The following is a 26,009-nucleotide window of genomic DNA, read 5'->3' as shown; positions in this document are numbered from 1 at the left end:
TGGATGGGAGGACCAGTTGTGACGGGAAAACGACACAGACCGCCTCAATCCACTCGGGGATATGCCGGATGCGTCGCGGTCAGCCCCTTTACCCGTTCAATGACCGACGCTACCGCACCCGGGTGGGCGATGGCCTGAACGACGATGGATGCGACCTCCCTCATTTCCGGCACCCCCATCCCCTGGGTGGTCACGCAGGGCGTGCCGACCCTGATCCCAGAGGTGACCGTCGGCGGCTCCGGGTCGTACGGGATGACGTTGCGGTTGAGCGTCACCCCGGCGGCCGCGCAGCGCCGCTCCGCGTCTGCGCCGCTCACGCCGAGGCCACGCAGGTCGATCAGCGCGAGGTGGGTGTCCGTGCCGCCCGACACCGGGCGCATCCCCTCCGCCGTCAGCCCTTCCGCGAGCGTCGCCGCGTTCGCGGCCACCGCCGCCGCGTACGCCGCGAACTCCGGCCGCATCGCCTCCCCGAAGGCCACCGCCTTCGCCGCGACGGCGTGCATCAGCGGGCCGCCTTGGGTGAAGGGGAACACGGCCCGGTCGATCAGGGACGCCAGCTCCTCCGTGCACAGCACCCCTCCCCCGCGCGGCCCGCGCAACCCCTTGTGCGTCGTGAACGTCACCACGTCGGCGTACGGAACGGCCGACGGGATCGCCCCGCCGGCCATCAGGCCGATCGTGTGGGCGGCGTCCACGAGCAGCCAGGCACCGACCTCGTCGGCGATCCCGCGGAAGGCGGCGTGGTCGATCAGCCGGGGGTACGACGTCGCGCCACAGATGATCATCTTGGGCTGGTGCCTGAGGGCGAGGTCGCGCACCTCGTCGTAGTCGATCAGCTCGCTGTCCCGGCGGACGCCGTACGGGACGACGTGGAACCATCTGCCCGAGAAGTTGACCTTGGAGCCGTGGGTGAGGTGACCTCCGTGCTGGAGGTCCATCGCCAGCGCCGTGTCCCCCGGCTGCAGAAGCGCCGCGTACGCCGCCAGGTTGGCCGACGCGCCGCTGTGCGGCTGGACGTTGGCGTGGTCGGCCCCGAACAGCTTTCTGGCTCTGTCGAGGGCGATCCGCTCGGCCCGGTCGACCACCTCGCAGCCGCCGTAATAGCGGCGGCCAGGGTAGCCCTCTGCGTACTTGTTGGTGAGCGTCGAACCGAGCGCAGCCAGCACGGCGGGCGAGGCGAAGTTCTCGCTGGCGATGAGCTGAAGCCCGCCGCGCACCCTGGCGACCTCGTCGAGCAGCACTTGGGCCACCTCGGGGTCCTGCCCGGCGAGCTGGGTGAAGTCAGGCCCGTAGAACGGTTCGGCTGGCGTCATGGGAGCGGCTCACATCCCGGCGACGACCGTCGCCGCTCCCAATGTAAGCCCGCGCCCGTCCCTGCGGCGAATACGTCGTTCGCCGCAGGTCGTGGCCGGTGGAGTCAGATCAGGGCGGCCGCCGGGGCCGCCCGCCGAGCGGTCCTCCGAGCGGTCCTCCGAGCGGTCCTCCGCGGGTCAGGAGTACGCGTGCGGCGCCCCCGCGCTGCTCGGGACCCAGCGGGGGGTGTCAGCGGCCTGGTCGCTGATCGCCGTCAGCACGGCCTGGCGGTACATGCCCAGCCTGGTGCGCGACTCGGCCAGGTCCTCGACGTAGCGCCCCGCGACCGGCGCGTCCCACACGTCCTTGCTTCGCGCCATCTCGTACGGCTTGTCCAGGGAACGCGTGAGCTGGTCCATCAGCGGGACGACCTGCAGCCACAGGTCGACGAGCTTCTGGTACTCGGGGTTGAACACCCAGCCCGTCGGCTGCCCGCCCGGGGCGAGCAGATCGGTGCTCGACGGCGCGGGCGGCGCCTCACCCGGCTGCAGGGGCGTCGGCGCCGGCGGGTCGACGTACGTCACGATCGCGCCTCCCAAGATGGGCCGGCCGTGGTGCCGGCCGGGTCTTTCGCGTGTACGGCGGTCATGGCGGGCGCGGGATGGCGCCCCTCCCTGCCGGACGCCTGTAGTGAACCCGTTTCCGGGCCGGTTCGACGTGCCGACCTGGGCAGGAGTCGCGTCCGGGGGCGTTCGGCGGCCTGCTCCCCCGGCGCGTGTCCGGATGGCACGGAGCAGTGGTCAACGGGCACGGGAAGGCCGGTCATCCGTCAGCTCCCCGGGGGCGGGATCGGCTTGCCGGGGTCGATGGGATCGACGCTGCCGGAAGGCCCGTCGGGCTCGATCTTCCTCGCCACCCAGTCGCCCTTGCCCCACTCGCCTTCCGGCACACTGACACTCGGCATGTCGATCGGCTCGATCTCCCGGTGGTGGTCGACGAGCATCTTGAGAACGGCGTCGTCGTCGGAGCCCCGCGCGGGATAGGACAGCACGTCACCAGGCTGCGCGGCCGCCATCGATCGCGGATCGGGTATCGTCCCCGCGTCGGACCCGGAAGTGCCGGACCCCGCCCCGGAGCCGGCGGAACCCGCACCCGAGCCGGTGGAACCCGCACCCGCGTCCGGCCCGGATCCCGAGCCGCCGTTCGCCCCTGTCCCGGAGCCGGTGGAACCTGAGCCTGAACCCGCCCCTGGCGTCGCGTCTGACGCGCCCGCACCGGTGCCGGTGTGGCCACCGGTGCCGGTGTGGCCTGAGGTTGAGTGGGGTGTGGCGGCGGTGGCCTGGTCGTCGGGTGTTCCTGGCACCGAATCGGCGTTTCCTGTCGCGAACGGGTCCTCGGTGACGTTGTCGGCGGCGGTGCCGACGTAGTCGCCCATCGGGTCGCCCGGTGCCAGGCCGGCGTGGGAGGAACTGCCGGCGGTCGTATGGCTGGGCTCCAGCGGCTCGACATACCCCGGCTTCCCGTCCGGATGGGGACCCGTCGTCGCGGTGCCTGCGTGCGCGTCCACGCTCGGCATGTCGATTGGCTGGACCTCGCTCATGTGGTCGTTCAGCCAGTTGGTGTAGTCGGCGCTCGGCTGATTCATCGGTGTGCTGACCACCTTGACCCCGTCGACCACGATCACCTGCCTGCCGGCTGTCTGGTCGATGTCGTCGGGGTGATCCTTCTTCGGCGTGTCGATGATCTGCGAGTCGTCACGACCGGAGGGCGGCTGCTCTCCGGTCGCCTTCGACCCGTCCGCTCCGCCTGTTCCATGGCCACTGCCGTCACCGTTGCCTGTGGCGTTCCCGGTCCCATTGACGTCCCCCGTGCCGGTGCCAGTGCCGGTCGCGCTGCCATCGCCCGTGCCCGTGCCACCCTGAGAGCCAGCGCCGTTGGCGTCCCCGGTGCCGGTGCCGGTGTGGGATCCGCTGCCGTTGGCGTTACCAGTGCCAGTCGCGGCACCGTCACCCGTGCCGGTACCGGTGTCAGACCCGCTGCCGTTCACGTCGCCAGTGCCGGTCGCGCTGCCATCGCCCGTGCCCGTACCACCCTGAGAGCCAGCGCCATTGGCGTTACCAGTGCCAGTCGCGGCACCGTCACCCGTGCCGGTACCGGTGTGAGATCCGCTGCCGTTGACGTCGCCAGTGCCGGTCCCGGTTCCGTTGACATCGCCGGCACCGGTTCCAGTGCCGGTGCCGTTGCCTGTGCCGGTACCGCCCTGAGAGCCGCTGCCGTTGACGTCGCCGGTGCCGTTCGCATTGCCTGTGCTGGTGCCGGCTCCTGTGCCGCCTTGAGAACCGGTGTCGTTGGCATGACCCGTGCCTGTCCCGGTGCCGGTGCCGTTCGCGTCTCCGGTGCCTGTGCCGGAGGTTCCGTTGCCCGAGCCGTGAGTGCCGGTCGATCCGTTCGCGCCGTTGCCCGTTCCAGGGTTCGCGGCGCCGCTCGTGCCCGCGCCCTCAGCACTGTCGCCGTGACTGGGCCGGGCGACTTGGGCGAGCTCGCCTTCGGCCGTGCCGTGGGTCTTCTGCGCGAGCGTGCCTTCGGCGACACCGTGCGTCGCGCCGCCGCTCTTCGCGTGGGTGGCGCTTTCGGCCGCACTGTGCGTCTTGTGGGTCGGTTCGCTCTTCGAAGGAGAATCTGGCGTGGTCACGGCCGAGCCGGAATGCCCTGCACCGGAATTGTCCTGCGCCGCCTTCCCGTCCGGCTTCGGGTCGGCCTTGGCATCGGCCTTCGAGTCGGCCTTGGAATCAGCCTTGGCATCTTCCTTCGAGTCGGCTTTGGCGTCGTCGGACTTGTCACCGGCGGGCTTGGGGTCGTCCGACGGCTTGGTCGTGTCCTGCTCGGGGGAGAACGTGGTCTCCTTGCCCGTCGGGGCTTTGCCGTTGCCGCCCTGCTGCTTCTCCTTCTTCTCCAGAAGGACGAGGCGGCTGTCGACGTCCTTGACCATCGTGGAGCAGGCGTCCGCCACCTGAGCCGGTCGATGGGTCGTGTGCACGGAGACACCGGCCCCACGTGTGAGCTGGGTGACCCGGGCCTCGATGCTGTCCATCTGCTTCGCGGCGTGCTGAACCTCTGACAGCAACTCGCGGACGAGCTTGGGATCCATCCCGTCGAGCTTGGCCATGGGGCGCGCCTCCACAGAGATATCGGCGCACTTCACGGTAGCTGGGGTGACAGCCGTCGAGAAGACCTTTATCCAGATGGCATGAATCGCCCTGATCGCCGCCCTAACAGCCGGTCCGTACGCGCCTGGCCGTACGGTCCGGCTGTACAGGACAGGGTGTGATCAGTCCTCGGTGGCGAGGTAGCCGACGATGCCGCGCAGCTTGTCCACGGGCACTCCGCCCTTGCGCAGCACACGCGGCACGGCCGTCGTGAGATCGAGGATCGTGGACGGGACGTTGTCCTTGCACGGTCCGTCGTCGAGATAGAGCGACACCGAGTCGCCGAGCTGCTCCTCCGCCTCTTCGGCCGTGGTCGCCGGCGCCGACCCCGACCGGTTGGCGCTGGAGACGGCCATCGGGCCGGTCTCCTTGAGCAGTTCCAGGGCGAGCGAGTGGAGCGGCATGCGTACGGCGACGGTCCCCTTGGTGTCGCCGAGGTCCCACGAGAGCGACCGGTTGGCCCGCAGGATCAGGGTGAGAGGGCCGGGCCAGAAGGCGTCCACGAGGTCCTGACCGTACGTGCCGAGACCCTCCACCAGCGCGTTGGCCGCGCGCACGGTGCCGACGAGCACGGGGACGGGCATGTCCCGGCCACGGCCCTTGGCCTCCAGCAGAGCGGTGACCCCCGAATGGCTGAACGCGTCGGCGCCGATGCCGTAGACGGTGTCGGTGGGCAGAACGACCAGCTCACCCCGTCGTACCACGGAGGTCGCGTCGGCAAGGCCCGCGGCCCGCTCGGTCGGGTCAGCACAGTCATACCGTCGGCTCACAACGCCCATCCTTCCATGTGCCGCGTACGCGCTTTCATCGAATGCCCGGTCAGTCCTGCGCCAGCCGCGCGGTGACGAACCGGTCCCTTCCCGTCAGATCCTGGCGCAGGCGCACGTCGCGCCAGCCGTTCTCCTCGGAGAACACCCAGTAGACCGAATTCCCCTGCTGGTCGGCGTGCTCGACGGCGACGAACCCGCCAGGCCGCAGCAGCCGGCGCGCCGTCCGCTCCACGGCTCTGACCTCGTCGAGCCCGTCGTCTCCCGAACCGTACAACGCCCGGGACGGATCGTAGTCGCGCACCTCGGGGTCGCGGGGGATCGCGCCGGGCGGGATGTACGGGGGATTCGACACGACCAGGTCCACCTGGCCGTCGAGCTCGGGCAGGCAGTCGGCCAGATCCTCCGGGTGCAGCGTCGTGCGTCCCTGGCCGTGCTCCAGGACGTTGCGCCTGGCCCAGGCGTACGCCACGGGGTCGATCTCCACCGCGTGCACCTGGGCGAGCGCGACCTCCTGGGCGATGGACAGTGCGATCGCGCCGGACCCTGTGCCGAGGTCCACGACGACGGGCGAGGCGACGTCCATCTCGCGCAGCCGGTCGATGGCCCATCCGGCGACGACCTCGGTCTCCGGCCGGGGCACGAAGACGCCGGGGCCCACTTCCAGCGACAGGTAGCGGAAGTAGGCGCGGCCGGTGATGTGCTGGAGCGGCTCGCGGGCCTCCCGCCGCGCGACGCCCTCCCAGAAGCGCGCGTCGAAGTCGGCGTCCTTCACCGTGTGCAGCATTCCCCTGGGGACGCCATGGACGAAGGCCGCGATCTCTTCTGCGTCGGTGCGCGGCGACGGCACGCCCGCCTCGGCTAGCCGGGCGGTCGCGAGGGCGATCTCGTCGAACAGGAAGGTCATGGTCTCTTACGGCACTGGTCTCACGGCATCGGGCTCACGACACGTGCGGGGGCGGCTTCCCTGGTACAGGGCCTGCGAGGGGATGGTACGGGCTCACGAGTGGGCGGCGAGCTTGTCCGCCAGTTCTGCGTCGAGCAAAGCCTGTATCACCGCGTCGAGATCGCCGTCCAGCACTTGGTCGAGGTTGTAGGCCTTGAAGCCGACGCGATGGTCGGAAATGCGGTTTTCCGGATAGTTGTACGTGCGAACCCGTTCGGAGCGGTCGACGGTGCGGATCTGCGACTTGCGCTCGGCCATCGCCGCCGCCTCCGCCTCCTCCTGCGCCATGACGAGCAGCCGGGCGCGCAGGATGCGCAGCGCCGACTCCTTGTTCTGCAGCTGGCTCTTCTCGTTCTGGCAGGAGACGACCACGCCGGTCGGCAGGTGGGTGATCCGGACGGCGGAGTCGGTCGTGTTGACGCTCTGGCCGCCGGGGCCGCTGGAACGGAAGACGTCGATCCGCAGGTCGTTCTGGTCGATCTGGACCTCCACCTCCTCGGCCTCGGGGTAGACGAGCACGCCGGCGGCGGAGGTGTGGATGCGCCCCTGCGACTCGGTCACCGGCACCCGCTGGACCCGGTGGACCCCGCCCTCGAACTTGAGCCGGGCCCAGACGCCCTCCTTGCCCTTGATCGCGACGGTGACGTCCTTGTAGCCGCCGAGATCGGAGTGCTGGGCGTCGATGATCTCGGTCTTGTAGCCGACCCGCTCGGCGTATCTGAGGTACATCCGCAGGAGGTCCCCGGCGAACAGGGCCGACTCCTGGCCGCCCTCGCCCGCCTTGATCTCCATGATGACGTCCTTGTCGTCATTGGGGTCGCGGGGGACGAGGAGGTGGGTGAGCTTCTCCTCCAGGACGGGGACGCGGCTCTCCAGCTCGGCCGCCTCGTCGGCGAACGCCTGGTCCTCCGCCCCCAGCTCCCGGGCCGTCGCGAGGTCCTGCCGGACGCCCTCCAGCTCCCGGTAGGTCGAGACGATCGGCGTCAGCGCCGCGTAGCGCTTGCCGTACGTCCTCGCCTTGGACTGGTCGGCGTGAACGGCGGGGTCAGCGAGCCGGGACTCCAGGTCCGCGTACTCGCTCAGGATCTCTTCGAGGTTCACCGCGCGCTCCTTTCCTCAGATCCTCGCGAATAGGCCGCAATCACCAAGAACGCCGACCCGGATGCGCCCCTGTCGAGAAGGGACGCCTCCGAGCCGGCGTTCGAGACGAGCTACTTGCCCTGGGCCTTCTTGCCGAAGCGCGCCTCGAAGCGCGCCACCCGGCCACCGGTGTCGAGGATCTTCTGCTTGCCCGTGTAGAAGGGGTGGCAGGCGGAGCACACGTCGGCGTGGATCACGCCGTTCTTCGCGGTGCTGCGGGTGGTGAACGTGTTCCCGCAGGTGCACGTCACCTGGGTGTCCACGTACTCCGGGTGGATGTCGGCCTTCATGTGTCAGTTCCTAACGCTCGGTGCGGTCGCCGGGTCGCTTTCCCGCCCGTACGGCGGAGCGCGCATCAGCACACTCGGATGCGCGGCGCGTGAACCGGTACCACTGCGGTTCGGCTACCAGTGTGCCAGATCCTGCAACCTTCCCAGGCCATGGGCTATTCCCACGCGTACGCCGGGAGCTCTGACAGGGGAGGTAACCGGTCAATTCACCGCAAACCGGATGAACGTTTACATCCTGGTGGACGAGCCTCAGCAGCCCCACTAGGCTCCGGTGTTTAAACCCGACTTTTCCCTCAATTTTACCAATGATAGGGGTATGCATGAGGAAGAGCCTGCGGCTCGCCTTCGCGGCCGCTACGGGGGCGGCAGTCTTCGCCAGCGGTGGGGCCATCACCGTAGCTTCCCCCGCAAGCGCCAGCATCACGACAGCCGCCCGTGCCTTCGGGATCGGCTCGGCGACCTTCACCGACACGTTCATCCCCCCGAGCGGGAGCACGACGATCCCGTTCAAGGTGGGCGTCACCGACTCGTACGTCGGCGACAAGGCGCCGAAGATCACAGCGGTGTTCTACAAGGACGGTGAGGCGACCACCGGTACGGGCACGGCCGCCAACGTCACCCAGTTGACCGACACCACCGCCACCACCAAGCCGACCGAGGTCAGCGGCAGCGTGCCGGTCTCCTCGAGCGACAAGCCGGGCAAGTGGAACCTCAAGGTCACCGTCGACCCCGACGGCAGCGCCGAAGCCAAGTCAGAAATCTTCGGGATCACGGTCGCCCAGGCCACGCGTGTCACGTCGGCGAACGTCGACCCTGACCCGGTGTACCTGAAGTCGGGCAAGGAGATCGACGTCTACGCGGCGTTCCACCTGGAGCGCGGCGGCGCGGCCGGCGAGGAGAAGATCACCGACGTCCGCCTGGAGAGCAAGGACGGGGACGACTACTACAGCCTCACCACCGGGCTGGAGGCGGACGACTCCTACCACGACTCGACGGCCTTCGACTACAGCACCGACACCGGCACCTGGCAGCTCAAGGTCAGCGTCGAGCGGGGCAGCAAGAAGTACAGCTTCGTCAAGACCTTCGAGGTCAGGAAGACCAGCTCCAAGGCCAAGTCCAAGATCACCCTGTACGCCTCGCCGTCCAAGGTGAAGAAGGGCAAGACGACCAAGCTCTACGGCAAGGTCTACCGGGGCTCCAAGGCCTGGAGCAAGAAGATCCTGAAGCTCTACTTCAAGAAGAAGGGCACCTCCAAGTGGAAGTTCGTCGGCTACGTCGGCGCCACCTCCACCGGTAAGTACGCCAAGGTCGTCAAGCCCAAGTACGACGGCTACTGGCGGACGACGGCCGCGGCCACGAGCCTCACGTACGGCTCGCTGTCGAACATCAAGTTCGTCGACGTCAAGTAGTGGCACACGGCTGTACGGCTCGCCCCACCAACCCCTGGAGCAAGCCGTACAGATGAGGTGAGGAAGGCCCGCGCCGGAGCGATCCGCGCGGGCCTTCGGCGTACCCGGCCTTACGAATGCCCCAGATAGGCCAGCACGGCGAGCACACGGCGGTGGTCGTCCGGCGCGGGGTCGAGGCCCAGCTTCACGAAGATGGCCGAGATGTGCTTCTCCACAGCTCCCTCGCTGACGACGAGGCGGGAGGCGACGGCCGCGTTGGACCGCCCCTCCGCCATCAGCGACAGCACCTGCCGCTCACGCGCGCTCAGCGCGTCGAGGCGGCCACGGCGGCGGCTGAGAAGCTGCACGACCACCTCCGGGTCGATGACCGTGCCTCCGGCGGCCACCCGGCGGACCGCGTCGAGAAACTCGGTGACGTCCGCGATCCGCTCCTTGAGCAGGTAGCCGACCGCCGCCGCGCCGCCGCCGATCAGGTCGGTCGCGTACCGCTCCTCGACGTACTGCGACAGCACGAGGATCGGGAAGCCGGGGCGGCGGCCGCGGACCTCGATCGCGGCGCGCAGCCCCTCGTCGGTGTGCGAGGGCGGCATACGGACGTCGACGATCGCCAGGTCCGGCCCATGGCCGTCGACGGCGGCGACCAGCCCGGGCCCGTCGCCGACCGTGGCGACCGTCTCTATCCCCCCGTCGGCCAGCAGCCGTACGAGGCCCTCGCGGAGCAGCACCGAGTCTTCAGCGATCACCACGCGCATGGGCCCACCCTAGAGCGCCGGTGGAGCCTCACCAGGTGCAGGGAAGCTCCGCCCGGACGGCCGTCGGCCCTCCGGGCGGGCTGTCCACGAACAGCGCGCCGTCGATGGTCGCGGCGCGGTCGGCGAGGCCCGCCAGGCCGCCGCCCGGCACGGCCCTCGCCCCGCCGACGCCGTTGTCGCGGATCTCCACGACGACGTTCGTTCCATCCCTGCGCACGGACACCGACGCCTGTGTCGCCTGGGAGTGCTTGGCCATGTTGCTGAGCGTCTCGGCGACGATGAAGTAGGCGATGCTCTCCACGGCGGGCGGCGGCCGATCGGTGATCTCCACCGACAGATCGACCCGTACGGGTGCCCGTGCGGCGAGCGACGACAGGGCGGCGTCGAGGCCCCGGTCGGTGAGGATGGCCGGGTAGATCCCCCGGGCGAGGTCGCGCAGCTCGGAGATGGCGGCCTTCGTCCCCGCGTGCGCGCTGGCCAGCAACTCCCTGGCCGTCTCCGGGTCGTCGTCGAACTTCGCCTGGGCCCGCCCCAGGTCGAGGGCGACGGCCAGCAGCCGCTGCTGGGCGCCGTCGTGCAGGTCGCGCTCGATGCGCCGCCGTTCGGTCTCCGCCGTGTCGACGCCCCTGGCGCGGCTCGCCCTCAGGTGCTCGGTCTGCGCCCGCAGCCGGGCCTGCTCGTCGGCGCCGAGCAGGATCTGCGCGAGCATCGTGTGCAGCGCGGCCATCCCCCGCACGGCGTACAGCGCCAGCACGAGGCAGATCACGCCGAGCAGCGTCCAGGGCAGCGCGTCCAGCGCCGATCCGTACCGCACGTCCATGAAGGCGTCCAGGCCGAGCAGGGCGGTGACCGGCCCGGTGAGGAGCGTCAGCCCGCTTCCCCACAGCAGGAGCGACACGACGAACTCCATCGCCCCCAGCGGCAGGAGCAGGCACAGGTAGCCCAGGTCCTTCCAGGTGGCGGGGTCGCCGAAGAGCCACTCGACATGGCGGACGAGCCCGCCCTGAGGGCGGGGGCGGTAGGGATCGCGGATGGTCACCCCGAAGGCCAGCCGCAGGAACCGCCGTTCGAGCATCGCCGCGCCCCGCCACAGCAGCATCGTCACGACGAGCATCGGGAGCCCCACCCAGACGATGACGAGCGCCATCGACACGGGGATGACAAAGGCCAGCACGGTGAGCCAGGCCATGCCGAGGAACATGCTCACCAGCAGGTACGGCACGGCCCGCCATGTGAGCGGATCGACGACCATCCCCAGGGGGCCGCGGGGGCCGAGCGGCACCCGTTCCCTGAGCGGCCTGCGGGCGCGGAGGTCCTCCCGGTCCCCCGCCGCCATCTCGGCAGTCATCCTCACCCTTCCCGTTCTACGCGTACGGGCCTGCGAGGCAAGCCTGCCAACTTCCACGGCCGCGGTGAATGGGGCGAACGCCCATCCTGGGGGTGGGGCTAGCTGTAAACGCCGACGCCCCGGGCGGCGGACCACCCGGGGCGTCGATCGTCACCGGGGCGGGGCCCCGGCCTGTGTCAGTCGCGGTCGTTGCTGACCGTCGTCTTCTGCACCTGAAGCATGAACTCGGCGTTGGACTTGGTCTCCTTCATCTTCTCCAGAAGGAGCTCCAGCGCCTGCTGCATGTCGAGAGCGTGGAGGACGCGGCGGAGCTTCCAGACGATGCCCAGCTCGTCCTTGGCCATGAGGATCTCCTCCTTGCGGGTGCCGGACGCGTCGACGTCCACCGCCGGGAAGATCCGCTTGTCGGCCAGCGACCGGTTGAGCTTGAGCTCCATGTTGCCGGTGCCCTTGAACTCCTCGAAGATGACCTCGTCCATCTTGGATCCGGTCTCGACGAGCGCCGTCGCGAGGATCGTCAGCGAGCCGCCGTTCTCGATGTTGCGGGCGGCGCCGAAGAACCGCTTCGGCGGGTAGAGCGCGGTCGAGTCGACACCACCGGACAGGATCCGGCCGCTCGCGGGCGCCGCGAGGTTGTACGCGCGGCCCAGGCGGGTGATCGAGTCGAGCAGGACGACCACGTCGTGGCCCAGCTCGACCAGGCGCTTGGCCCGCTCGATCGCCAGCTCCGCGACCGTGGTGTGGTCCTCGGCGGGACGGTCGAAGGTCGAGTGGATGACCTCGCCCTTCACCGACCGCTGCATGTCGGTGACCTCTTCCGGACGCTCGTCGACGAGGACGACCATCAGGTGGCACTCGGGGTTGTTGTGGGTGATCGCGTTGGCGATCGCCTGGAGCACCATCGTCTTGCCGGCCTTGGGCGGCGACACGATGAGGCCACGCTGGCCCTTGCCGATCGGCGAGACCAGGTCGATGATCCGCGTGGTCAGGACGTTCGGCTCGGTCTCCAGGCGCAGGCGCTCCTGCGGGTAGAGCGGCGTGAGCTTGTTGAAGTCCGGCCGCTGGCGGGCCTGCTCCGGGTCCATCCCGTTGACCGTGTCGAGCCGGACGAGCGCGTTGAACTTCTCGCGCCGCTCGCCGTCGCGGGGCTGCCTGACGGCGCCGGTGATGACGTCGCCCTTGCGCAGGCCGTTGCGGCGGATCTGGGCGAGCGAGACGTAGACGTCGTTCGAACCGGGCAGATAGCCGCTGGTCCGCACGAAGGCGTAGTTGTCGAGGATATCGAGGATCCCGGCGATCGGGATGAGGACGTCGTCGTCGCTGATGACCGGCTCGTTGCTGTCGAAGCGGTCACGGCCACGCCGGTTGCGCTCCCGGAACCGTCCACGACGGCCACGGCCGTCGTCCTGCTGGTCGGGGCCGCCCCTGCCGTCCCGGTCACGGACATCCCGGTCGCGACCGTCACGGTCACGCGAGTCACGGGAGTCGCGGGAGTCGCGGCTGTCGGCCCTGCCGTCCTGCCTGCTGTCCTGCCGTGCGTCCTGGCGGGTGTCCTGCCTGCCGTCACGGCCCTGCTGGTCACGTCCCTGGTCACGGCCCTGCGAGCCGCGTCCCGGACCATCGCCGGCGTCGGCGGCGGCGGCGCGCTGGTCACCGCGGTCGGCACGGCCGTCACGGTCGGTGCGCTCACGGCCCCGCTCGCCGCGTGTGCGGCGCTCGCGGCGCTCGCCGCGCTCGGGCCTGCCCTCGGTGCGCGGGTCGCTCTGAACGGCGTCGGCCTGCGGCTCCGCGGTCGCGTGCGGGGACGCTCCGTTGGAGGCCTCCGGCGCGGGGGCGGCCTCGACGATGGGGCGCTCGTCACGGGCCACGACGGCGGGCTCGGCGACGACGGCCGGCTCCGCGGTCACAGCCGGGGCGGCGGCCGGAGCGGCCACCGAGCTCGCGGACGAGGCGCGGGAACGTTCCCTGCGGCCACGGGCGGGCCGCTCGACGACGGCCGGGGCCTCCGCGACCGGCTTCGGCTCGGCGGAGACCTCCGCGGCGCCGCCCTGCTTGTCCTGGATGGCCGCGATGAGCTGGCTCTTGCGCATCCGTCCGGTGCCGGTGATACCGAGTCCGGTCGCCATGGCCTGCAGCTCAGGGAGCACCATGCCTGCGAGGCCGGTGCCGGAGCGACGACGCGGCCGGGCCGGGGCGGGAGTGGGGGTGTCGCCGGCGGCCTGGCCGTCGGAGAGGAGTTCGGTGGTGTCGCTCAACTAAGGGTCCTTCCCAGGGGTCGGGCGCCGGATTCATGCGTCCATGCGTCCCGGTGGTGCGACCCGGCGGGACAGACCGGGTCGGGCTTCGCGAGTCTCATGTGTCGATGACCCTCGGGGCTCGCGAGCGGTGGGTGCCCGGGGGTCAGCCCCCGGATCGCCGCAACCGTCCAGATGTCTTGGTGGTTCGAACGCGCATGTCGCCGAGAACGCCGCCTCCGGCCATGCCACCCGCGGGTGGGCCGGCAGAAGGAAACGGTTTCGGGGAAATCGCCTTGCCCGCGTCGAAGGACGCGAAGCGAAGTGCAGCGATGTGCGAATGACAAGCACGCACCCAACACGGGGGCACCTGGTGCGGCTATCAGCCTAACATCACCAGAGCGCACAGCTATTCCCTGAAGGTCGAAGAAGCATCAGCGTGTCTCGGGAAACCGAACGAACGCACCGCGCGGGTCGACGCTCATTGGTTGGATGTGCCAGTCATTACCCACTTCTGGTGCGATCAAATCCTCTGTGTCCCGTGTCGTAAACGCGAGAACCGTGGGACCGGCGCCCGAGACCACTGCGGCGACGCCCGCCGCTCGCAGGCGCCGTACCAGATCGGTCGTCCGCGGCATCGCGGGCGCCCGATAGTCCTGGTGCAGTCGATCTTCGGTGGCGGCGAGCAGGAGACCGGGTTCCGGTCTCTGCGTGAGCGCCGCGACGAGCAGTGCAGCCCGCCCCGCGTTGACCGCGGCGTCGGCGTGCGGCACATCCTTCGGCAGGAGCCCTCGCGCCTCCTCCGTGGACAACCGGAAACCGGGAACCAAGGCCACCGGCCGGACGTCCTCGTGCGGCGTCAGTTTCACCATACTCGCAGCTCCGGAGCCGTCCGTCCAGGCGATGGTGAGCCCGCCCGCCAGACAGGGGGCCACGTTGTCGGGGTGCCCCTCCAGCTCGGTCGCGAGCGCGAACGCCTCCGCGTCCGACAGGTCCCGTACGGCTCCCGCGGCCGTGCCGTGCGACGGGACGTCCCCGGCGGCGGGCGGGGCGGCGAGCGCGCGGGCGGCGAGGATGCCCGCGCAGATGGCGGCCGAGGACGAGCCGAGCCCACGCGCGTGCGGGATGCGGTTGCGGCAGACCAGGCGGATGCCGGCGGGCTGGGGGACGCCCATGCGGTCGAACGCGGCCCGCATCGTCCGCACGATCAGGTGGCCCTCACCGCCGTCGAGCTCGCCGGCGCCCTCGCCCTCGACGTCGATCTTCACCCCCGTGCCCTCGGTGAGGGCGGCCTCCACCTCGTCGTACAGGTCGAGGGCGAGGCCGAGGCTGTCGAAGCCCGGGCCGAGGTTGGCGCTGGTCGCCGGCACGCGGACGACGACCCCGCGACTGTCGGTCACTTCGTCACCTGAACCCATGGTCGATCTCACTGCGGGACACTGCTGTCTGTCAGGCCGGACCGGCAGGATCCGGTGTGAGGGCCGCGCCCGGCGCGGCGGGGCCGTCAGGCGAGTTCGAGGGCGGCCGCCGCGGCGTAGGCGTCGATCGGGATCGTCAGCGGGGACGGGGCGCCGGAGATCGCCCAGTCGGGGTCCTTGAGGCCGTTGCCGGTGACCGTGCAGACCACGCGCTCCCCCGGCGCCAGCAGGCCCTGTCCGCGCGCCTGCAGCAGGCCGGCGACACTCGCCGCCGAGGCGAGCTCGACGAACACGCCCTCCTCCTGGGCGAGCAGCTTGTAGGCCGCCGCGATCTGGCGGTCGGTGACCGCCTGGATGTCGCCGCCGGACTCGTCGCGCGCGGCCTCGGCGAGCCGCCAGGAGGCCGGGTTGCCGATCCGGATGGCGGTGGCGATGGTCTGCGGGTGCGTGACCGGGCTGCCGTTGACCAGGGGGGCGGCCCCGCTGGCCTGGAAGCCGAGCATCCGCGGCAGCTTCGCCGCCACCTTGTCCTCGGCGTACTCGCGGTAGCCCATCCAGTAGGCCGAGATGTTGCCGGCGTTGCCGACGGGGATGCAGTGGACGTCGGGCGCGTCCCCGAGCGCGTCGACGATCTCGAACGCCGCCGTCTTCTGGCCCTGGAGCCGGTGCGGGTTGACGGAGTTGACCAGCGCGATGGGGTAGTTCTCCGCGAGCTTCCTCGTCATTTCGAGGCAGTCGTCGAAGGAGCCCTCGACCTGCAGGAGCCGGGCGCCGTGGACCAGCGCCTGGGCCAGCTTGCCCATCGCGATCTTGCCGCGCGGCACGAGCACCGCGCATGTCAGGCCGGCCCGTACGGCGTAGGCCGCGGCGGACGCGCTGGTGTTGCCGGTGGACGCGCAGATGACCGCCTTGGCGCCCTCCTCCACGGCCTTGCTGATGGCCACGGTCATGCCGCGGTCCTTGAAGCTGCCCGTCGGGTTGAGGCCCTCGACCTTGAGGTACACGTCGCAGCCGGTGAGCGTGGACAGGCGCCTGGCCGGGACGAGCGGCGTGCCGCCCTCGAGCAGGGTCACCACGGGGGTCGTCGCGGAGACCGGGAGACGGTCACGGTACTCCTCGATGAGACCACGCCAAGGCCTGAACATGATCGCTCCTCCCACGCGCCGTGAGCACGCGTGTCACCTGGGGTGTCGGTCACCGAGTCTACGGGCAACCGCCCGAGGTACGGGATGCGTTGTCCATCTGATGGACATAATGGGCGTCATCGGAGAAGGTCCGGACGGCCGTTCGCTAAGGTTGGCCAGATCTTTGACACCGCGGGCGACCCTTGAGGAGCGGCCATCGTGACGGGCGTCGAGCCCCGGCCGAGGATCCGGCACAACGACTACTCCCCCTTGACCCCGCCGGCCCCCGGGGAGTGGACGCCGTCGCTGCCGGCGAGCGTCGTCATCCCCGCGCACGGCGGGCAGCACCGGCTGGACCTGACGCTGGCGGCGCTGGCCGCGCAGACGTACCCCGGCACGCTCACCGAGGTCATCGTGGTCGACGACCGCAGCGAACCGCCGCTGCGCCTGCCCGATCTGCGCCCGGAGAACACGCGGATCGTGGTCGGCCCGCCGGGCGGCTGGGGGGCCGGGCACGCGATGAACGCCGGGATCGCCGCCGCCGAGGGAGAGATCGTCCAGCGTCTCGACGCCGACATGGTGATCGCGCGGGAGCACCTGGAATCGCTTTTCCGCTGGCATCACCTCACCGACTACCTGGTGACCTTCGGCGGGAAGAAGTTCGTCGAGGAGCCGACGCTCACTCCGGAGCAGGTGCACGAGGCGGTGCGGCGCGGGGAGCTGGAGTCGCTGTTCGACCCGTCGGCGCTGATCTCCAGCTCGACCGAGCAGACGATCCGCCGTCTCGACGGGCTGCGCGCCAGCAGGAACCCCTACCAGGTCTGCACCGGCCCGACCGTCTCCGTGCGCCGCGCGCTGCTGGGCGAGGTGCGTGGATTCGACCCTGAGGTGGTGCGCGGCCAGGACACCGAGTTCGCCTACCGGCTCGCCCAAGCGGGAGCGGTGTTCGTGCCCGACATGGCGGCGCACGCCGTCCATCTCGGCCTGCCCGCCCAGCGCGGCGAGCACCGGGAGGCGATCGTCCGGCTGGTCGAGACCCACCTGGCGCACCGGGTGCCGCTCCGCCGTGATCTGCGCAAGGACCGCGCACGGCGCAGGCTCGTCCCGTACGTCGAGATCGTGCTGGACGTGACCGGCGCGGACGAGCCGCGGATCCGCGAGGCCGTCGACGCGGCGCTCGGGGGCACGCTCACCGACGTCGCGGTCACGTTGACCGGCCCCTGGCCCCATCTCGCCGGTGAGGACGGGAAGGCGAGGCCGGCTCCCGGCGGGCCGGCGTTCGGCCTCGCCCTCGTGCATGAGACGTTCCGGCATGACGGGCGTGTCCGGTTCGCCGAGCGGGCCGCCGTGACCGCGGCGCCCGTTCCCTTCCGCTACACGGCGCCGCTCGGCTCGCCGCCGGGCGGCGACCTCCTGGAACGGATGACGAAGCTGATGACGGAGGAGCGGCTGGGGCTGCTCGTCGTCGGGCTGGCAGGCGGGGGGACGGCCACCCTCGAACGGACGGAGGCCGCCGCCCGGGCCCGCCTCCTCGCCGCTCCCGGAGAGGATCTCGCCGACGTCGTCGATCAGACCCACGGCGTACGGCACACCCCGGAGAGCGACTTCCGGCCGTCGCCGGCCGACCCCACGTACGCCGGTGATCAAACGGGCGGCCCGGCTCATGGCAACGGCACGCGCGGCACAGGCGGCCCTGCCCGTACAGACGGCCCGGCTCATACCGACGGCGCGCGCGGCACAGGCGGCGGCGACGACGGCGCGACCGGGGCGGGGCGGACGGGGCGCGGTCGCCTGGGACGCTTCCGCCGCTCATGACCTGCGTTGATCGTTCGTGACCAGCGCCGATCATGCACGACCTGTTCGCCGCTTATGACCTTCGCTGGTTGATCGAGCGGGCCAGGCCCCGGGCGATGCCCTTGAGTCCCTGGGCCCGCCGCAGCACGGTGATCTGGCGGCGCAGCTCGCCGATCTCACGGCGGTACTCGACGGCCGTCTTTCGCCAGCGCCCGGCCTCCTCCCGCCACTTGACGATCTGGCCGCGGAGCCGCTCGGCCTCCTTGGTGAGGCGCTCGACCTCCGCCTGCGCCTCAACGCGGGCCCGGTAGGCGGCCCGCGCGCTCAGGTACGGCCCGGCCTCCCCGGCGGGGACGAACCCGTAGGTCTCACCGTCCACCCAGAACGTGCCGAAGACCTCCTCGACCACGTCGTCGACGTCCTCGCCCTCGGCGACGAGCAGGTCGGCGCGGGCGAAGGCCTCGGTCCGCTCCAGCCGGGCGGCCACGACCCCGTCCGGGCCTTCGGACAGCAGCACGCCGACGAGGCCGAGGGGTTCGTCACGCGCGAGCGTCAGCAGCCGGTAGAGCGTGTCCTCGCCGGGCGCCCACCCGGCCGGCAGCAGCAGCCGGAACGGCGCGGCCGCGCCGGGCTTCGGCGGCACCAGGCGGACCCGGCCCTCGTCGGCGTAGTGGGCGCGCAGCAGGACGAGGTCGAGGGCCGGGTCGGCCAGCGGAGCGCGCCGGTCGGGCGCCACCTCGTCCCAGGGGCCCGTCAGGGCCACCGACACGTCGGTCAGCGTTCCGGCGAGCACGCCGTCGACCGTGCCGCGGACGTCGTCGTACGAGGCCCCGGCGGTGTCGACGATCACCTCCAGGGCGGGCACCTTCCACTGCCTGGCCGGATGGGTCCGCAGCCACCGGTAGCCCGGGATACGGCCGGTCACCAGCGCGTGGCTGACCCGGTTGATCGACTCGCTGTCGCGCATGCGCATGGACGGGCCGAGGTGGTAGGCCCGGGCCTGCGGATCCGGGATGAACACGGCGCCGGCCTGGGAGAGCCGGTAGCCCATCTCGGTGTCCTGGCCGAGGATCATCTCGGGATCCATGGGCCCAGCGCGTTCCAGCAGCCGGACGCCCACCGAGGACGCGCCGCCGATGTGGATGCTGAACGGCCTGTTCGACCGGGTCAGCCCCTGGCTCCGCTCGACCAGGTCCTCGATCCAGGCGTGCGGGTCGGCGGGCTCGAAGAGCTTCGCGAGGTCCTCGGCCCCGGCCACCTCCTCCGGCGTGGGAAGGGCCGCGGTGGTGAAGCGCAGGTACGACGTGACCGACAAGTAGGGCGCGAGGTGGTGCCAGCGCATGTGCGCCTCCACCTCCTCGCGCTCGGGCACGACGTCGGAGTCCATCCAGTGGATGACGTCGCCGCCGGCGGCGGCCAGCCCGGCGTTGCGCGCGCTGGCGCGCCCGGGGGTCTCGCAGACGATCAGCCGGGTGCCCGGCGGCCGCAGCGCGGGCAGGCGCAGCGGCGGAGCGCTCCCGTTGTCGACCACGAGCACTTCGAGCAGGTCGGCCGGATAGGTCTGGGCGGCAAGGGCGGCCAGCGTGAGGTCGAGCTTGGCCTGGGACCCGTAGGCGGGCACCACCACGCTCACCCGCAGCCGCGGCGTCCACGGCGATCCCAGCGCGGGCGGCTCGAGAACGGTGTAGTCGTTTCCGCGGATGCGTGGCGTCATGACCCTTCCAGAATCACTCTGGTCCCTCCGGAATGACGTGCGCCTTCGAGGATCGAACTGGGCCGGAACCCTCGCCACTGGTGTGCCGCGACTCTCAGGAAGTGGGCGAGAGGCAGCTGCCAGGTGTGCTCCGCGCCGACCGACCGCCGCAGGACGTAGCCGAGACCGTGGGTGCGGTAGATGCTCCCGCCCGCCGCCCCGACGGCCCGCAGCAGGTGCGCGTCCTCGCCCGGGCCGTTCGGCCCGAACCCCCCGACCTCGTGGAAGAGCTCCCGCCCGATCAGGACGGTGCCGCCGGCGACGTGGTCGCTCCACACCTCGCTGGAGTAGTCGACCCGCCGGATCGTGACGTTCAGGGGCTCCAGGTAGAAGAACTCCTGGGCCATCCCGACGACGTCCCCGCCGGAGTAGGCCCTGGCCAGCAGCAGGTCGGCCAGGTGCTCGGGGCCGTACCAGTCGTCGTCGTCCCACTTGGCGAGGACGTCCCCCTCCGCGCGGGCGGCGGCGCGGTTGAGCACCTCACCGAACGGCGCCCGCGCGTCCTCCTCCAGCACGGTCAGTGGCAGGGGGAGGCCTTCGACCGCCTCGCGGACCTCGGCGAGGGGGACGCCGTGCAGGGCCACGATCACCTGGAGGTCGACGTGGCGCTGGGCGGCCATCTGCTCAAGCGCGCCGCGCAGGAAGTGCGGCCGCCGGGTCGCCATGACCACCGTCACGGAAGGCAGGACGCGGGCGAGGCCCTTCGCGCGGAGGGCGTGCCGCCGCAGGCGCACGCTGTGCTCCTCCCGGCGGAGGTCGGCCACCGAGACCGCCGCGGCGGGCGAGCCGGGCTTGGCGGGCATTTCGCCGTCCAGCTCGGGAGCCCAGCCGGCGACCAGATCCGCCAGGCGGGGGTCGGCGTCGCGCACCCAGGAGGGCGCCGGTCCCGATGTGAGCGGCACGCCCGCCCCGGCGAGATCCACGATCGTCGTCATGGCGTCGCCGGAGGGCTCCTCCGGCCACCCGACATGAAGGGCACGCAGCGGCCGGAGCGCGGCGACCTCGCCGGCGCCGAGCGGCGCGTCCAGCGGGCGGTCGCCGACGGCCCACCGGTCCCCCTGCCAGGACAGCCCGGCCGCCCCCTCAGGGGCGGATCGCGTGAACCCCAGCGGCGTGCACAGGTCGTGGCCGCCGGCCGTCAGCACGGCCACAGGGGCGCCCGCCACGGGGAGCTCCGTCGTCGGCGGATCTGTCGTCACGGCAGACCCTCCAGTCTTCGAGGCGGCATCCGGCACAAAAGGAACTGCTATCACAGCAGTCTGGTAAATCCCTGAGTCAATGAGGCGACCGCCGCGTCACATAACGTCCGGCACGGGCCAGACCGGCCCTCCGATGACGTCGCCCAGCGGTCTCACGTCGATGTTCTTGGCCTTCTTCTGCTTGGCGACCCAGTCGAGGAACGCCGACAGCTCCTTCGGGCTCGTCGAGTACTGGTCCTTCTTGTTGTTGTCGATCGTGTGGAAGACGAAGATGACGAGACCTCCGCCGTTGCGGTACGCCCTGGTGACAAAGCTCCGGAAGGTGGCGCTGGTGCGGGGCATGCCGGTCTGCGAGGTGGTCCGGACGGCGCCGAGGTCCGGAGGCGAGACCTTCTCGGCGTACGGGCACGACCGGCAGCTGTTGTCCCGGTAGACGCCGTTGACCATGCGGGCGCTGGTGTAGCCGCAGCGCATGGCCGTCTCCTTGCTCGACTCGTCGAACTCGCCGAACGGGTAGGCGAACGACCGCACCTTGAACCCGAGATCTAGCAGGGCCCGCCTGTCGTCGCAGATCTCCGTTTGCTGCACGGCGTTCGACTCGTGCGCCAGATGGACGTGGTGGAGGGTGTGCCCCCCGATCTCGTTGCCCGCCTTTGCGATGGACCGCACGCCCGCGACGGTCAGCGAGCCGGGCTTTCCGAGCCGGCCGCTGTTGACGTAGAACGTTCCCTTGAGGCCCCGTGCCTTCAGCATCCGGGCGGCGGCGAGGTGGTCCGCCGTGCCGTCGTCGAACGTGAGGACGACCGTCGTCTTCCTTGTCGCGGCCTGCGCCGTGGAGGTGAGCGGCGGGATGGATACGACGAAAGCCGCCGTGACGAGACTCAGCGCCATGAGTCTCTTGAACATCGTCTTCAGGGGCATGACAGAGAACTGTACTTAAAGCGGGAGCAATGCCGCCTTTACCCCCATCATTTTGGTAAGTCCGCGGTGAACAGGGCGACCGTGAGCCCCGGGAGCTCGGCCGAGTGCCATGCCCACGAGAGCCGGAACCCGGCGGCCCGCAGCGCCGCGACTCTCGGGATCTTCGATCCGGTCAGGCCCGCCTGGCGCGTCCCCCGCCACACGATCCAGACCCGCTTCCGCCCGCCGAGCGCCTCCGCCACGTCCCGCCGCTCCGGATACTCGAACGCGGGGCCGAACCCGGTCCCGGCACGCAGGACGTCGTCGGGCAGCCGCCCTCCCGCGTAGTAGCCGAAGCCGGTGCGCAATCGGCTCTGGCCGTACAGGATCGCGTCGCCGGACGCCGCCCTGGCCTGGATCGCCGCGACCGCTCCGGGGAAGTCGTCGTAGTGGCCGTTCGGCCGCCGGTAGTCCTGCTGCGTGGGGAGGCCGAGCAGACCGGCGACCAAGACCACGGGGAGGGCCGCCCACGGCACGGAGGCGACGGCCACACCCGCCGCCAGCGCCAGCGCGGGCGCCGACACGAAGAGGTAGCGGTCCACGTAGACCGGCGTGACCAGGGCCGAGACCAGAAGGAGGAGGAGCGGCGGCAGGACGAGCCAGCCGCCGACCAGCAACCCCCATGGCCGGGTGGGCCGCCGCCTGCACAACAGGACGACCCCGGCGACGGCGAGCGCCGCCAGCAGGCCTCCGAGGATCTCCGAACCCGTGACCATCTTCGGAAACTTCAGCAGCACGTCAGGTCCGTGCGGCTGGATCCAGCTGATCGCGTGGCGCTCTCCCCACCCCACCACGGCGAGGACGGCGACCGGCACGCATCCCGCGACCGCGGCGGGCAGCGCCCTCGTCAAAGACACACGCCGGGGCAGCAGCCAGGGCACCGCCAGCACGTGGGCCGCGAGCACGAGGACGGAGAACAGGTGCGTGCAGCCGAGCAGGGCCAGCGCGCCCGCGTACTGGCACGCCCTGCCACCCGTGGGCGCCTCCGCCATCCTCCACAGGGCCCAGGCGGAGATCACCGCCGCCGCCGCGGCGAACGCGTACGGACGGGCGTTCTCGCCGTGGTACGACACCGACGGCAGGACGGCGAACAGCCCAGCGGCCACCAGCCCTGCGCGCCGGCCGTACACGCGGCGCCCCAGATCGGCGAGGAACCCGGCCGCGACGCCGATGGCGAGCACCGAGGGCAGCCGCAGCCACCACTCGGCCTCCCCGAACAGCGCCCAGAAATGCATGAGCAGGTAGTACGGCAGGAAGTGCCCGTCGACGTGCTGGGCCAGCTCCCACAATCCGCTCAGCGGCCGTACCACCGCGCTGTAGGTGGCGATCTCGTCACCGGACAGCGACGGCGCCGCCGAGCCGGAGACGGCCACTCCGGCGGCCACCGCCCCCGCGGCGACCGGCGTCCACCGCGCCCGCGGCCGAGACGGCCGTTCCCGGCCATGCCGCGCGGCACCGGCACTCTTCCCCGCAAGAGTGATCATCAAGGAAGGCTAGAAGGCGGCTGCGAGAGCCTCGTGAAGATCGCGGGGACGTTATCGAATCGATTTTCGGCCCACGTCTTTGCGACAGTCCGATATTCGCGCCCGGCGCCACGGCAGACGACGATGGATCCCGCCGTCGACGCGCCTCAGGCCCGGTTTACGGCGTGTCGTCGCCTTCGACGCGCATCACGCTGGCCACGGCGCGGACGATGTCGAGATCGCGCAGGTCCTCGATCGTCGCCGACAGCGCGGCGTCGCTCGCCCGGTGGGTCACCAGCACGAGCTGGGCGTCGTCGCCGCGCCCCTCCTGCCGCACGGTCTGGATCGAGACGTCCCGCCGGGAGAAGATGTCCGCCACCCGGGCGAGCACGCCCGGCTTGTCGGCGACGTCCAGCGACACGTGGTAGCGCGTCACGGTGTCGCCCATCGGGTGGACCTTCAGGTCGGCGTACGTCGACTCCTCGGGCCCGCGAGCGCCGGCGAGGCGGTTGCGCGCGACCGCGACGATGTCCCCCAGCACCGCGGAGGCCGTCGGGGCGCCGCCCGCACCGGCGCCGTAGAACATCAGCCGGCCGGCCGACTCGGCCTCGACGAACACCGCGTTGTACGCCTCGCGGACGCCGGCCAGGGGATGCGACCTGGGGATCATCGCCGGATGCACCCGCACGCCGACCGACCGGCCGTCGTCGGAACGGGCGCAGATGGCCAGCAGCTTGATCACGTAGCCCATGCCCTTCGCCGAGGCGACGTCGGCGGCGCTGATCTCCGTGATGCCCTCGCGGTGGACGTCGGCGGCGGTCACCCGGCTGTGGAAGGCGATGCCCGCGAGGATGGCGGCCTTCGCGGCGGCGTCGAAGCCCTCGACGTCGGCCGTGGGGTCGGCCTCCGCGTACCCCAGCGCCTGAGCCTCGTCCAGCGCGTCGGTGAACGAGGCGCCGGAGGAGTCCATCTTGTCGAGGATGTAGTTGGTCGTGCCGTTGACGATGCCCAGAACGCGGCGCACGTGGTCGCCGGCCATCGACTCGCGCAGGGGGCGCAGCAGCGGGATGGCGCCCGCGACGCTCGCCTCGAAGTACAGGTCGGCGCCGTTCTCGCGGGCGGCCCGGTGGATGGTGGCGCCGTCCTCTGCGAGCAGCGCCTTGTTGGCGGTCACCACCGACTTGCCGCCCCCCAGCGCGGCCAGGATCAGCGACCGCGCGGGCTCGATGCCGCCGATCACCTCGATCACGATGTCCACGTCGTCGCGGGTCACCAGCGCCTCGGCGTCGGTGGTGAGCAGCGCGGGGTCCACCTCGGCGTCACGCCTGCGGCCGAGCCTGCGCACGGCCACGCCGGCCAGCTCCAGCGGAGCGCCGATCCGGGCGGCGAGGTCGTCGGCCTGCTCGCCGAGCAGGCGCACGACCTGCGACCCGACCACGCCGCAGCCCAGCAGCGCGACCTTCAGCGCCGGTTTGGCGTTGCTCACGACCTCTCCTCGCTTCGCTCGACGAACCGTACGGGGGCGGGCCTCACAGCTGGCCCCTCAGCAGGTCGTCCTCGGTCTCCCTGCGGACGATCACGCGGGAGCGGCCACCGGCGACCGCGACCACCGCGGGCTTGGGCAGGTAGTTGTAGTTGTTCGCCAGCGAGCGGCAGTACGCGCCGGTGCCCGCGACCGCGATCAGATCGCCGGGGGCGAGGTCGGCCGGCAGGAAGAGGTCGCGGACCACCATGTCGCCGCTCTCGCAGTGCTTGCCGACCAGGCGGGACAGCATGGGCCCGGCCTCGCTCTCCCGGGAGGCGAGCACCGCCGTGTAGTCGGCGCCGTACAGCGCGGTGCGGATGTTGTCGCTCATGCCGCCGTCGACGCTGACGTAGGTCCGCAGGCCCTCCACGTCCTTGACCGTACCGGCCTCGTACAGGGTCACACCGGCGATACCGGCGATCGCACGGCCCGGCTCCACCGTCAGGCGCGGGACCGGCAGCCCCGCCGACTCGCAGACCTTGGTGACGATCTCACGCAGGCCGTCCGCGATGACCTTGATGTCCGGGGCCTCGTCCCCCTTGACGTAAGGGACGCCGTAGCCGCCGCCGAGGTCGAGGTCGGGGAGCACGACGCCGTGCTCCTCCTTGATCTCGACGAGCAGCCGGGCCAGGCGCCGCGCGGCCACCTCGAACCCGCCGGTGTCGGTGATCTGCGACCCGATGTGGGAGTGCAGGCCGGCCAGCTCCAGCTGCGGCAGCGCCAGGATGCGCCGTACGGCCTCGGCGGCGGCGCCGCTGCTCAGCGACAGGCCGAACTTCTGGTCGTCGTGCGCCGTGGCGATGAACTCGTGGGTGTGCGCCTCGACGCCGACCGTGACCCGGATCATGACCTTGGGACGGACGCCGTGCCGGTCGGCCAGGAACCCCAGGCGGGCGATCTCCTCGTAGGAGTCGATCACGATGTGGCCGACCCCCGCCTCGACGGCCTTCTCCAGCTCGGCGAGCGACTTGTTGTTGCCGTGCATCGTGATCCGCTCGGGCGGGAAGCCGACGCTGAGCGCCACGGCCAGCTCGCCCGCGCTGCAGACGTCGAGTCCCAGGCCCTCCTGGTCGATCCACCTGGCCACCTCGCGGCACAGGAACGCCTTGCCCGCGTAGTGGACCTCGCCGTCGTGGAAGGCGGCGCGGTAGTCGCGGCAACGGGACCGGAAGTCCTCTTCGTCGACGACGTACAGCGGCGTGCCGTACTCCTTCGCCAGGTCCCTCACGTCGACGCCGCCGATCGTGACGGCGCCGCCGGTCCGGCCGGACGTTCGCGGCCAGATCTTGGGCTCCAGCGCGTTGAGGTCGTCGGAAGCGTGCGGCGGGCGCTCCTCCGGCAGCGACGCGCTCATGGCGACGATGGCCGAGGCGGCGTGCATGTCGCCG

At 71.2% G+C, this 26,009-nt stretch carries 20 protein-coding genes; 2 read left to right on the top strand and 18 right to left on the bottom strand.

Features of this window, described 5'->3' with window-relative positions:
- Nucleotides 1-44: 44 nt before the first annotated feature.
- From glyA to rpmE, 7 genes are all read right to left on the bottom strand, one after another.
- Entirely contained in the window at nt 45-1,313 is a 1,269-nt protein-coding gene (glyA, locus tag AB0B72_RS30055) for a serine hydroxymethyltransferase (RefSeq protein ID WP_367742532.1), read from the bottom strand.
- A gap of 177 nt (nt 1,314-1,490) precedes the next feature.
- Nucleotides 1,491-1,877 (bottom strand): hypothetical protein, encoded by a 387-nt coding sequence (locus AB0B72_RS30050; RefSeq protein ID WP_367742531.1) that lies wholly within the window; start codon nt 1,875-1,877, stop codon nt 1,491-1,493.
- A gap of 245 nt (nt 1,878-2,122) precedes the next feature.
- Complete coding sequence (locus AB0B72_RS30045) at nt 2,123-4,459, bottom strand: hypothetical protein (protein WP_367742529.1); 2,337 nt, start codon at nt 4,457-4,459, stop codon at nt 2,123-2,125.
- 162 nt (nt 4,460-4,621) lie between these two features.
- A complete protein-coding gene (locus AB0B72_RS30040; RefSeq protein ID WP_367742527.1) occupies nt 4,622-5,269 on the bottom strand; it encodes an L-threonylcarbamoyladenylate synthase in 648 nt (215 codons plus the stop codon).
- A 49-nt stretch (nt 5,270-5,318) separates the two neighbouring features.
- Nucleotides 5,319-6,173 (bottom strand): peptide chain release factor N(5)-glutamine methyltransferase, encoded by an 855-nt coding sequence (prmC, locus tag AB0B72_RS30035; RefSeq protein ID WP_367742526.1) that lies wholly within the window; start codon nt 6,171-6,173, stop codon nt 5,319-5,321.
- Nucleotides 6,174-6,266: 93 nt separating this feature from the next.
- On the bottom strand, nt 6,267-7,313 hold the full coding sequence (gene prfA, locus AB0B72_RS30030; RefSeq protein WP_367742525.1) for a peptide chain release factor 1: 1,047 nt from the start codon (nt 7,311-7,313) through the stop codon (nt 6,267-6,269).
- A 110-nt stretch (nt 7,314-7,423) separates the two neighbouring features.
- Complete coding sequence (gene rpmE, locus AB0B72_RS30025) at nt 7,424-7,642, bottom strand: 50S ribosomal protein L31 (RefSeq protein WP_367742522.1); 219 nt, start codon at nt 7,640-7,642, stop codon at nt 7,424-7,426.
- A 320-nt stretch (nt 7,643-7,962) separates the two neighbouring features.
- Here rpmE and AB0B72_RS30020 point away from each other — a divergent pair, with 320 nt between their 5' ends.
- Entirely contained in the window at nt 7,963-9,051 is a 1,089-nt protein-coding gene (locus AB0B72_RS30020; protein ID WP_367742520.1) for a hypothetical protein, read from the top strand.
- Nucleotides 9,052-9,161: 110 nt separating this feature from the next.
- On the opposite strand, the gene AB0B72_RS30015 is transcribed toward AB0B72_RS30020, so the two are convergent.
- The 5 genes from AB0B72_RS30015 to thrC all read right to left on the bottom strand — a co-directional run bounded on the left by AB0B72_RS30015 (nt 9,162) and on the right by thrC (nt 15,948).
- Nucleotides 9,162-9,803, bottom strand: coding sequence for a response regulator (locus AB0B72_RS30015; protein ID WP_367742518.1), 642 nt, complete (start codon nt 9,801-9,803; stop codon nt 9,162-9,164).
- Nucleotides 9,804-9,831: 28 nt separating this feature from the next.
- Entirely contained in the window at nt 9,832-11,151 is a 1,320-nt protein-coding gene (locus tag AB0B72_RS30010) for a sensor histidine kinase (RefSeq protein ID WP_367742516.1), read from the bottom strand.
- Nucleotides 11,152-11,327: 176 nt separating this feature from the next.
- Nucleotides 11,328-13,406 carry a transcription termination factor Rho gene (gene rho / locus AB0B72_RS30005; protein ID WP_367742514.1) on the bottom strand — a complete coding sequence of 693 codons (2,079 nt, stop codon included), beginning with the start codon at nt 13,404-13,406 and terminating at the stop codon, nt 11,328-11,330.
- A 413-nt stretch (nt 13,407-13,819) separates the two neighbouring features.
- The gene (thrB, locus tag AB0B72_RS30000; RefSeq protein WP_367742512.1) at nt 13,820-14,785 is read right to left on the bottom strand and encodes a homoserine kinase; all 966 of its coding nucleotides are present in this window, start codon (nt 14,783-14,785) and stop codon (nt 13,820-13,822) included.
- A gap of 104 nt (nt 14,786-14,889) precedes the next feature.
- On the bottom strand, nt 14,890-15,948 hold the full coding sequence (gene thrC, locus AB0B72_RS29995) for a threonine synthase (RefSeq protein ID WP_367742510.1): 1,059 nt from the start codon (nt 15,946-15,948) through the stop codon (nt 14,890-14,892).
- A 198-nt stretch (nt 15,949-16,146) separates the two neighbouring features.
- Here thrC and AB0B72_RS29990 point away from each other — a divergent pair, with 198 nt between their 5' ends.
- Complete coding sequence (locus tag AB0B72_RS29990) at nt 16,147-17,742, top strand: glycosyltransferase family 2 protein (protein ID WP_367742508.1); 1,596 nt, start codon at nt 16,147-16,149, stop codon at nt 17,740-17,742.
- 52 nt (nt 17,743-17,794) lie between these two features.
- On the opposite strand, the gene AB0B72_RS29985 is transcribed toward AB0B72_RS29990, so the two are convergent.
- The 6 genes from AB0B72_RS29985 to lysA form a co-directional block, all read right to left on the bottom strand.
- Entirely contained in the window at nt 17,795-19,435 is a 1,641-nt protein-coding gene (locus tag AB0B72_RS29985) for a glycosyltransferase (RefSeq protein WP_367742506.1), read from the bottom strand.
- The gene (locus AB0B72_RS29980; protein ID WP_367742505.1) at nt 19,432-20,673 is read right to left on the bottom strand and encodes a glycosyltransferase family 2 protein; all 1,242 of its coding nucleotides are present in this window, start codon (nt 20,671-20,673) and stop codon (nt 19,432-19,434) included. The genes AB0B72_RS29985 and AB0B72_RS29980 overlap by 4 nt, the downstream gene beginning before the upstream one ends.
- 96 nt (nt 20,674-20,769) lie before the next feature.
- Complete coding sequence (locus AB0B72_RS29975; RefSeq protein WP_367742504.1) at nt 20,770-21,594, bottom strand: polysaccharide deacetylase family protein; 825 nt, start codon at nt 21,592-21,594, stop codon at nt 20,770-20,772.
- Nucleotides 21,595-21,641: 47 nt separating this feature from the next.
- Nucleotides 21,642-23,117 carry a glycosyltransferase family 39 protein gene (locus AB0B72_RS29970; RefSeq protein WP_367742503.1) on the bottom strand — a complete coding sequence of 492 codons (1,476 nt, stop codon included), beginning with the start codon at nt 23,115-23,117 and terminating at the stop codon, nt 21,642-21,644.
- Nucleotides 23,118-23,274: 157 nt separating this feature from the next.
- Nucleotides 23,275-24,582, bottom strand: a complete 1,308-nt coding sequence (locus tag AB0B72_RS29965) for a homoserine dehydrogenase (protein WP_367742502.1) — start codon at nt 24,580-24,582, stop codon at nt 23,275-23,277.
- 43 nt (nt 24,583-24,625) lie between these two features.
- The gene (gene lysA, locus AB0B72_RS29960) at nt 24,626-25,975 is read right to left on the bottom strand and encodes a diaminopimelate decarboxylase (protein WP_367742550.1); all 1,350 of its coding nucleotides are present in this window, start codon (nt 25,973-25,975) and stop codon (nt 24,626-24,628) included.
- Nucleotides 25,976-26,009 lie beyond the last annotated feature (34 nt).

It is taken from the genome of Microbispora sp. NPDC049125, from assembly GCF_040802045.1.
Lineage (GTDB): Bacteria > Actinomycetota > Actinomycetes > Streptosporangiales > Streptosporangiaceae > Microbispora.
This window is presented reverse-complemented; position numbering and strand designations above follow the sequence as displayed.

Coding starts and splice junctions, on each gene's coding strand:
- glyA (WP_367742532.1), bottom strand. CDS start 1,313: ATGACGCCAGCCGAACCGTTCTACGGGCCTGACTTCACCCAGCTCGCC.
- AB0B72_RS30045 (WP_367742529.1), bottom strand. CDS start 4,459: ATGGCCAAGCTCGACGGGATGGATCCCAAGCTCGTCCGCGAGTTGCTG.
- prmC (WP_367742526.1), bottom strand. CDS start 6,173: ATGACCTTCCTGTTCGACGAGATCGCCCTCGCGACCGCCCGGCTAGCC.
- rpmE (WP_367742522.1), bottom strand. CDS start 7,642: ATGAAGGCCGACATCCACCCGGAGTACGTGGACACCCAGGTGACGTGC.
- AB0B72_RS30020 (WP_367742520.1), top strand. CDS start 7,963: ATGAGGAAGAGCCTGCGGCTCGCCTTCGCGGCCGCTACGGGGGCGGCA.
- AB0B72_RS30015 (WP_367742518.1), bottom strand. CDS start 9,803: ATGCGCGTGGTGATCGCTGAAGACTCGGTGCTGCTCCGCGAGGGCCTC.
- AB0B72_RS30010 (WP_367742516.1), bottom strand. CDS start 11,151: ATGACTGCCGAGATGGCGGCGGGGGACCGGGAGGACCTCCGCGCCCGC.
- thrC (WP_367742510.1), bottom strand. CDS start 15,948: ATGTTCAGGCCTTGGCGTGGTCTCATCGAGGAGTACCGTGACCGTCTC.
- AB0B72_RS29985 (WP_367742506.1), bottom strand. CDS start 19,435: ATGACGCCACGCATCCGCGGAAACGACTACACCGTTCTCGAGCCGCCC.
- AB0B72_RS29975 (WP_367742504.1), bottom strand. CDS start 21,594: ATGCCCCTGAAGACGATGTTCAAGAGACTCATGGCGCTGAGTCTCGTC.
- AB0B72_RS29970 (WP_367742503.1), bottom strand. CDS start 23,117: ATGATCACTCTTGCGGGGAAGAGTGCCGGTGCCGCGCGGCATGGCCGG.
- lysA (WP_367742550.1), bottom strand. CDS start 25,975: ATGAGCGCGTCGCTGCCGGAGGAGCGCCCGCCGCACGCTTCCGACGAC.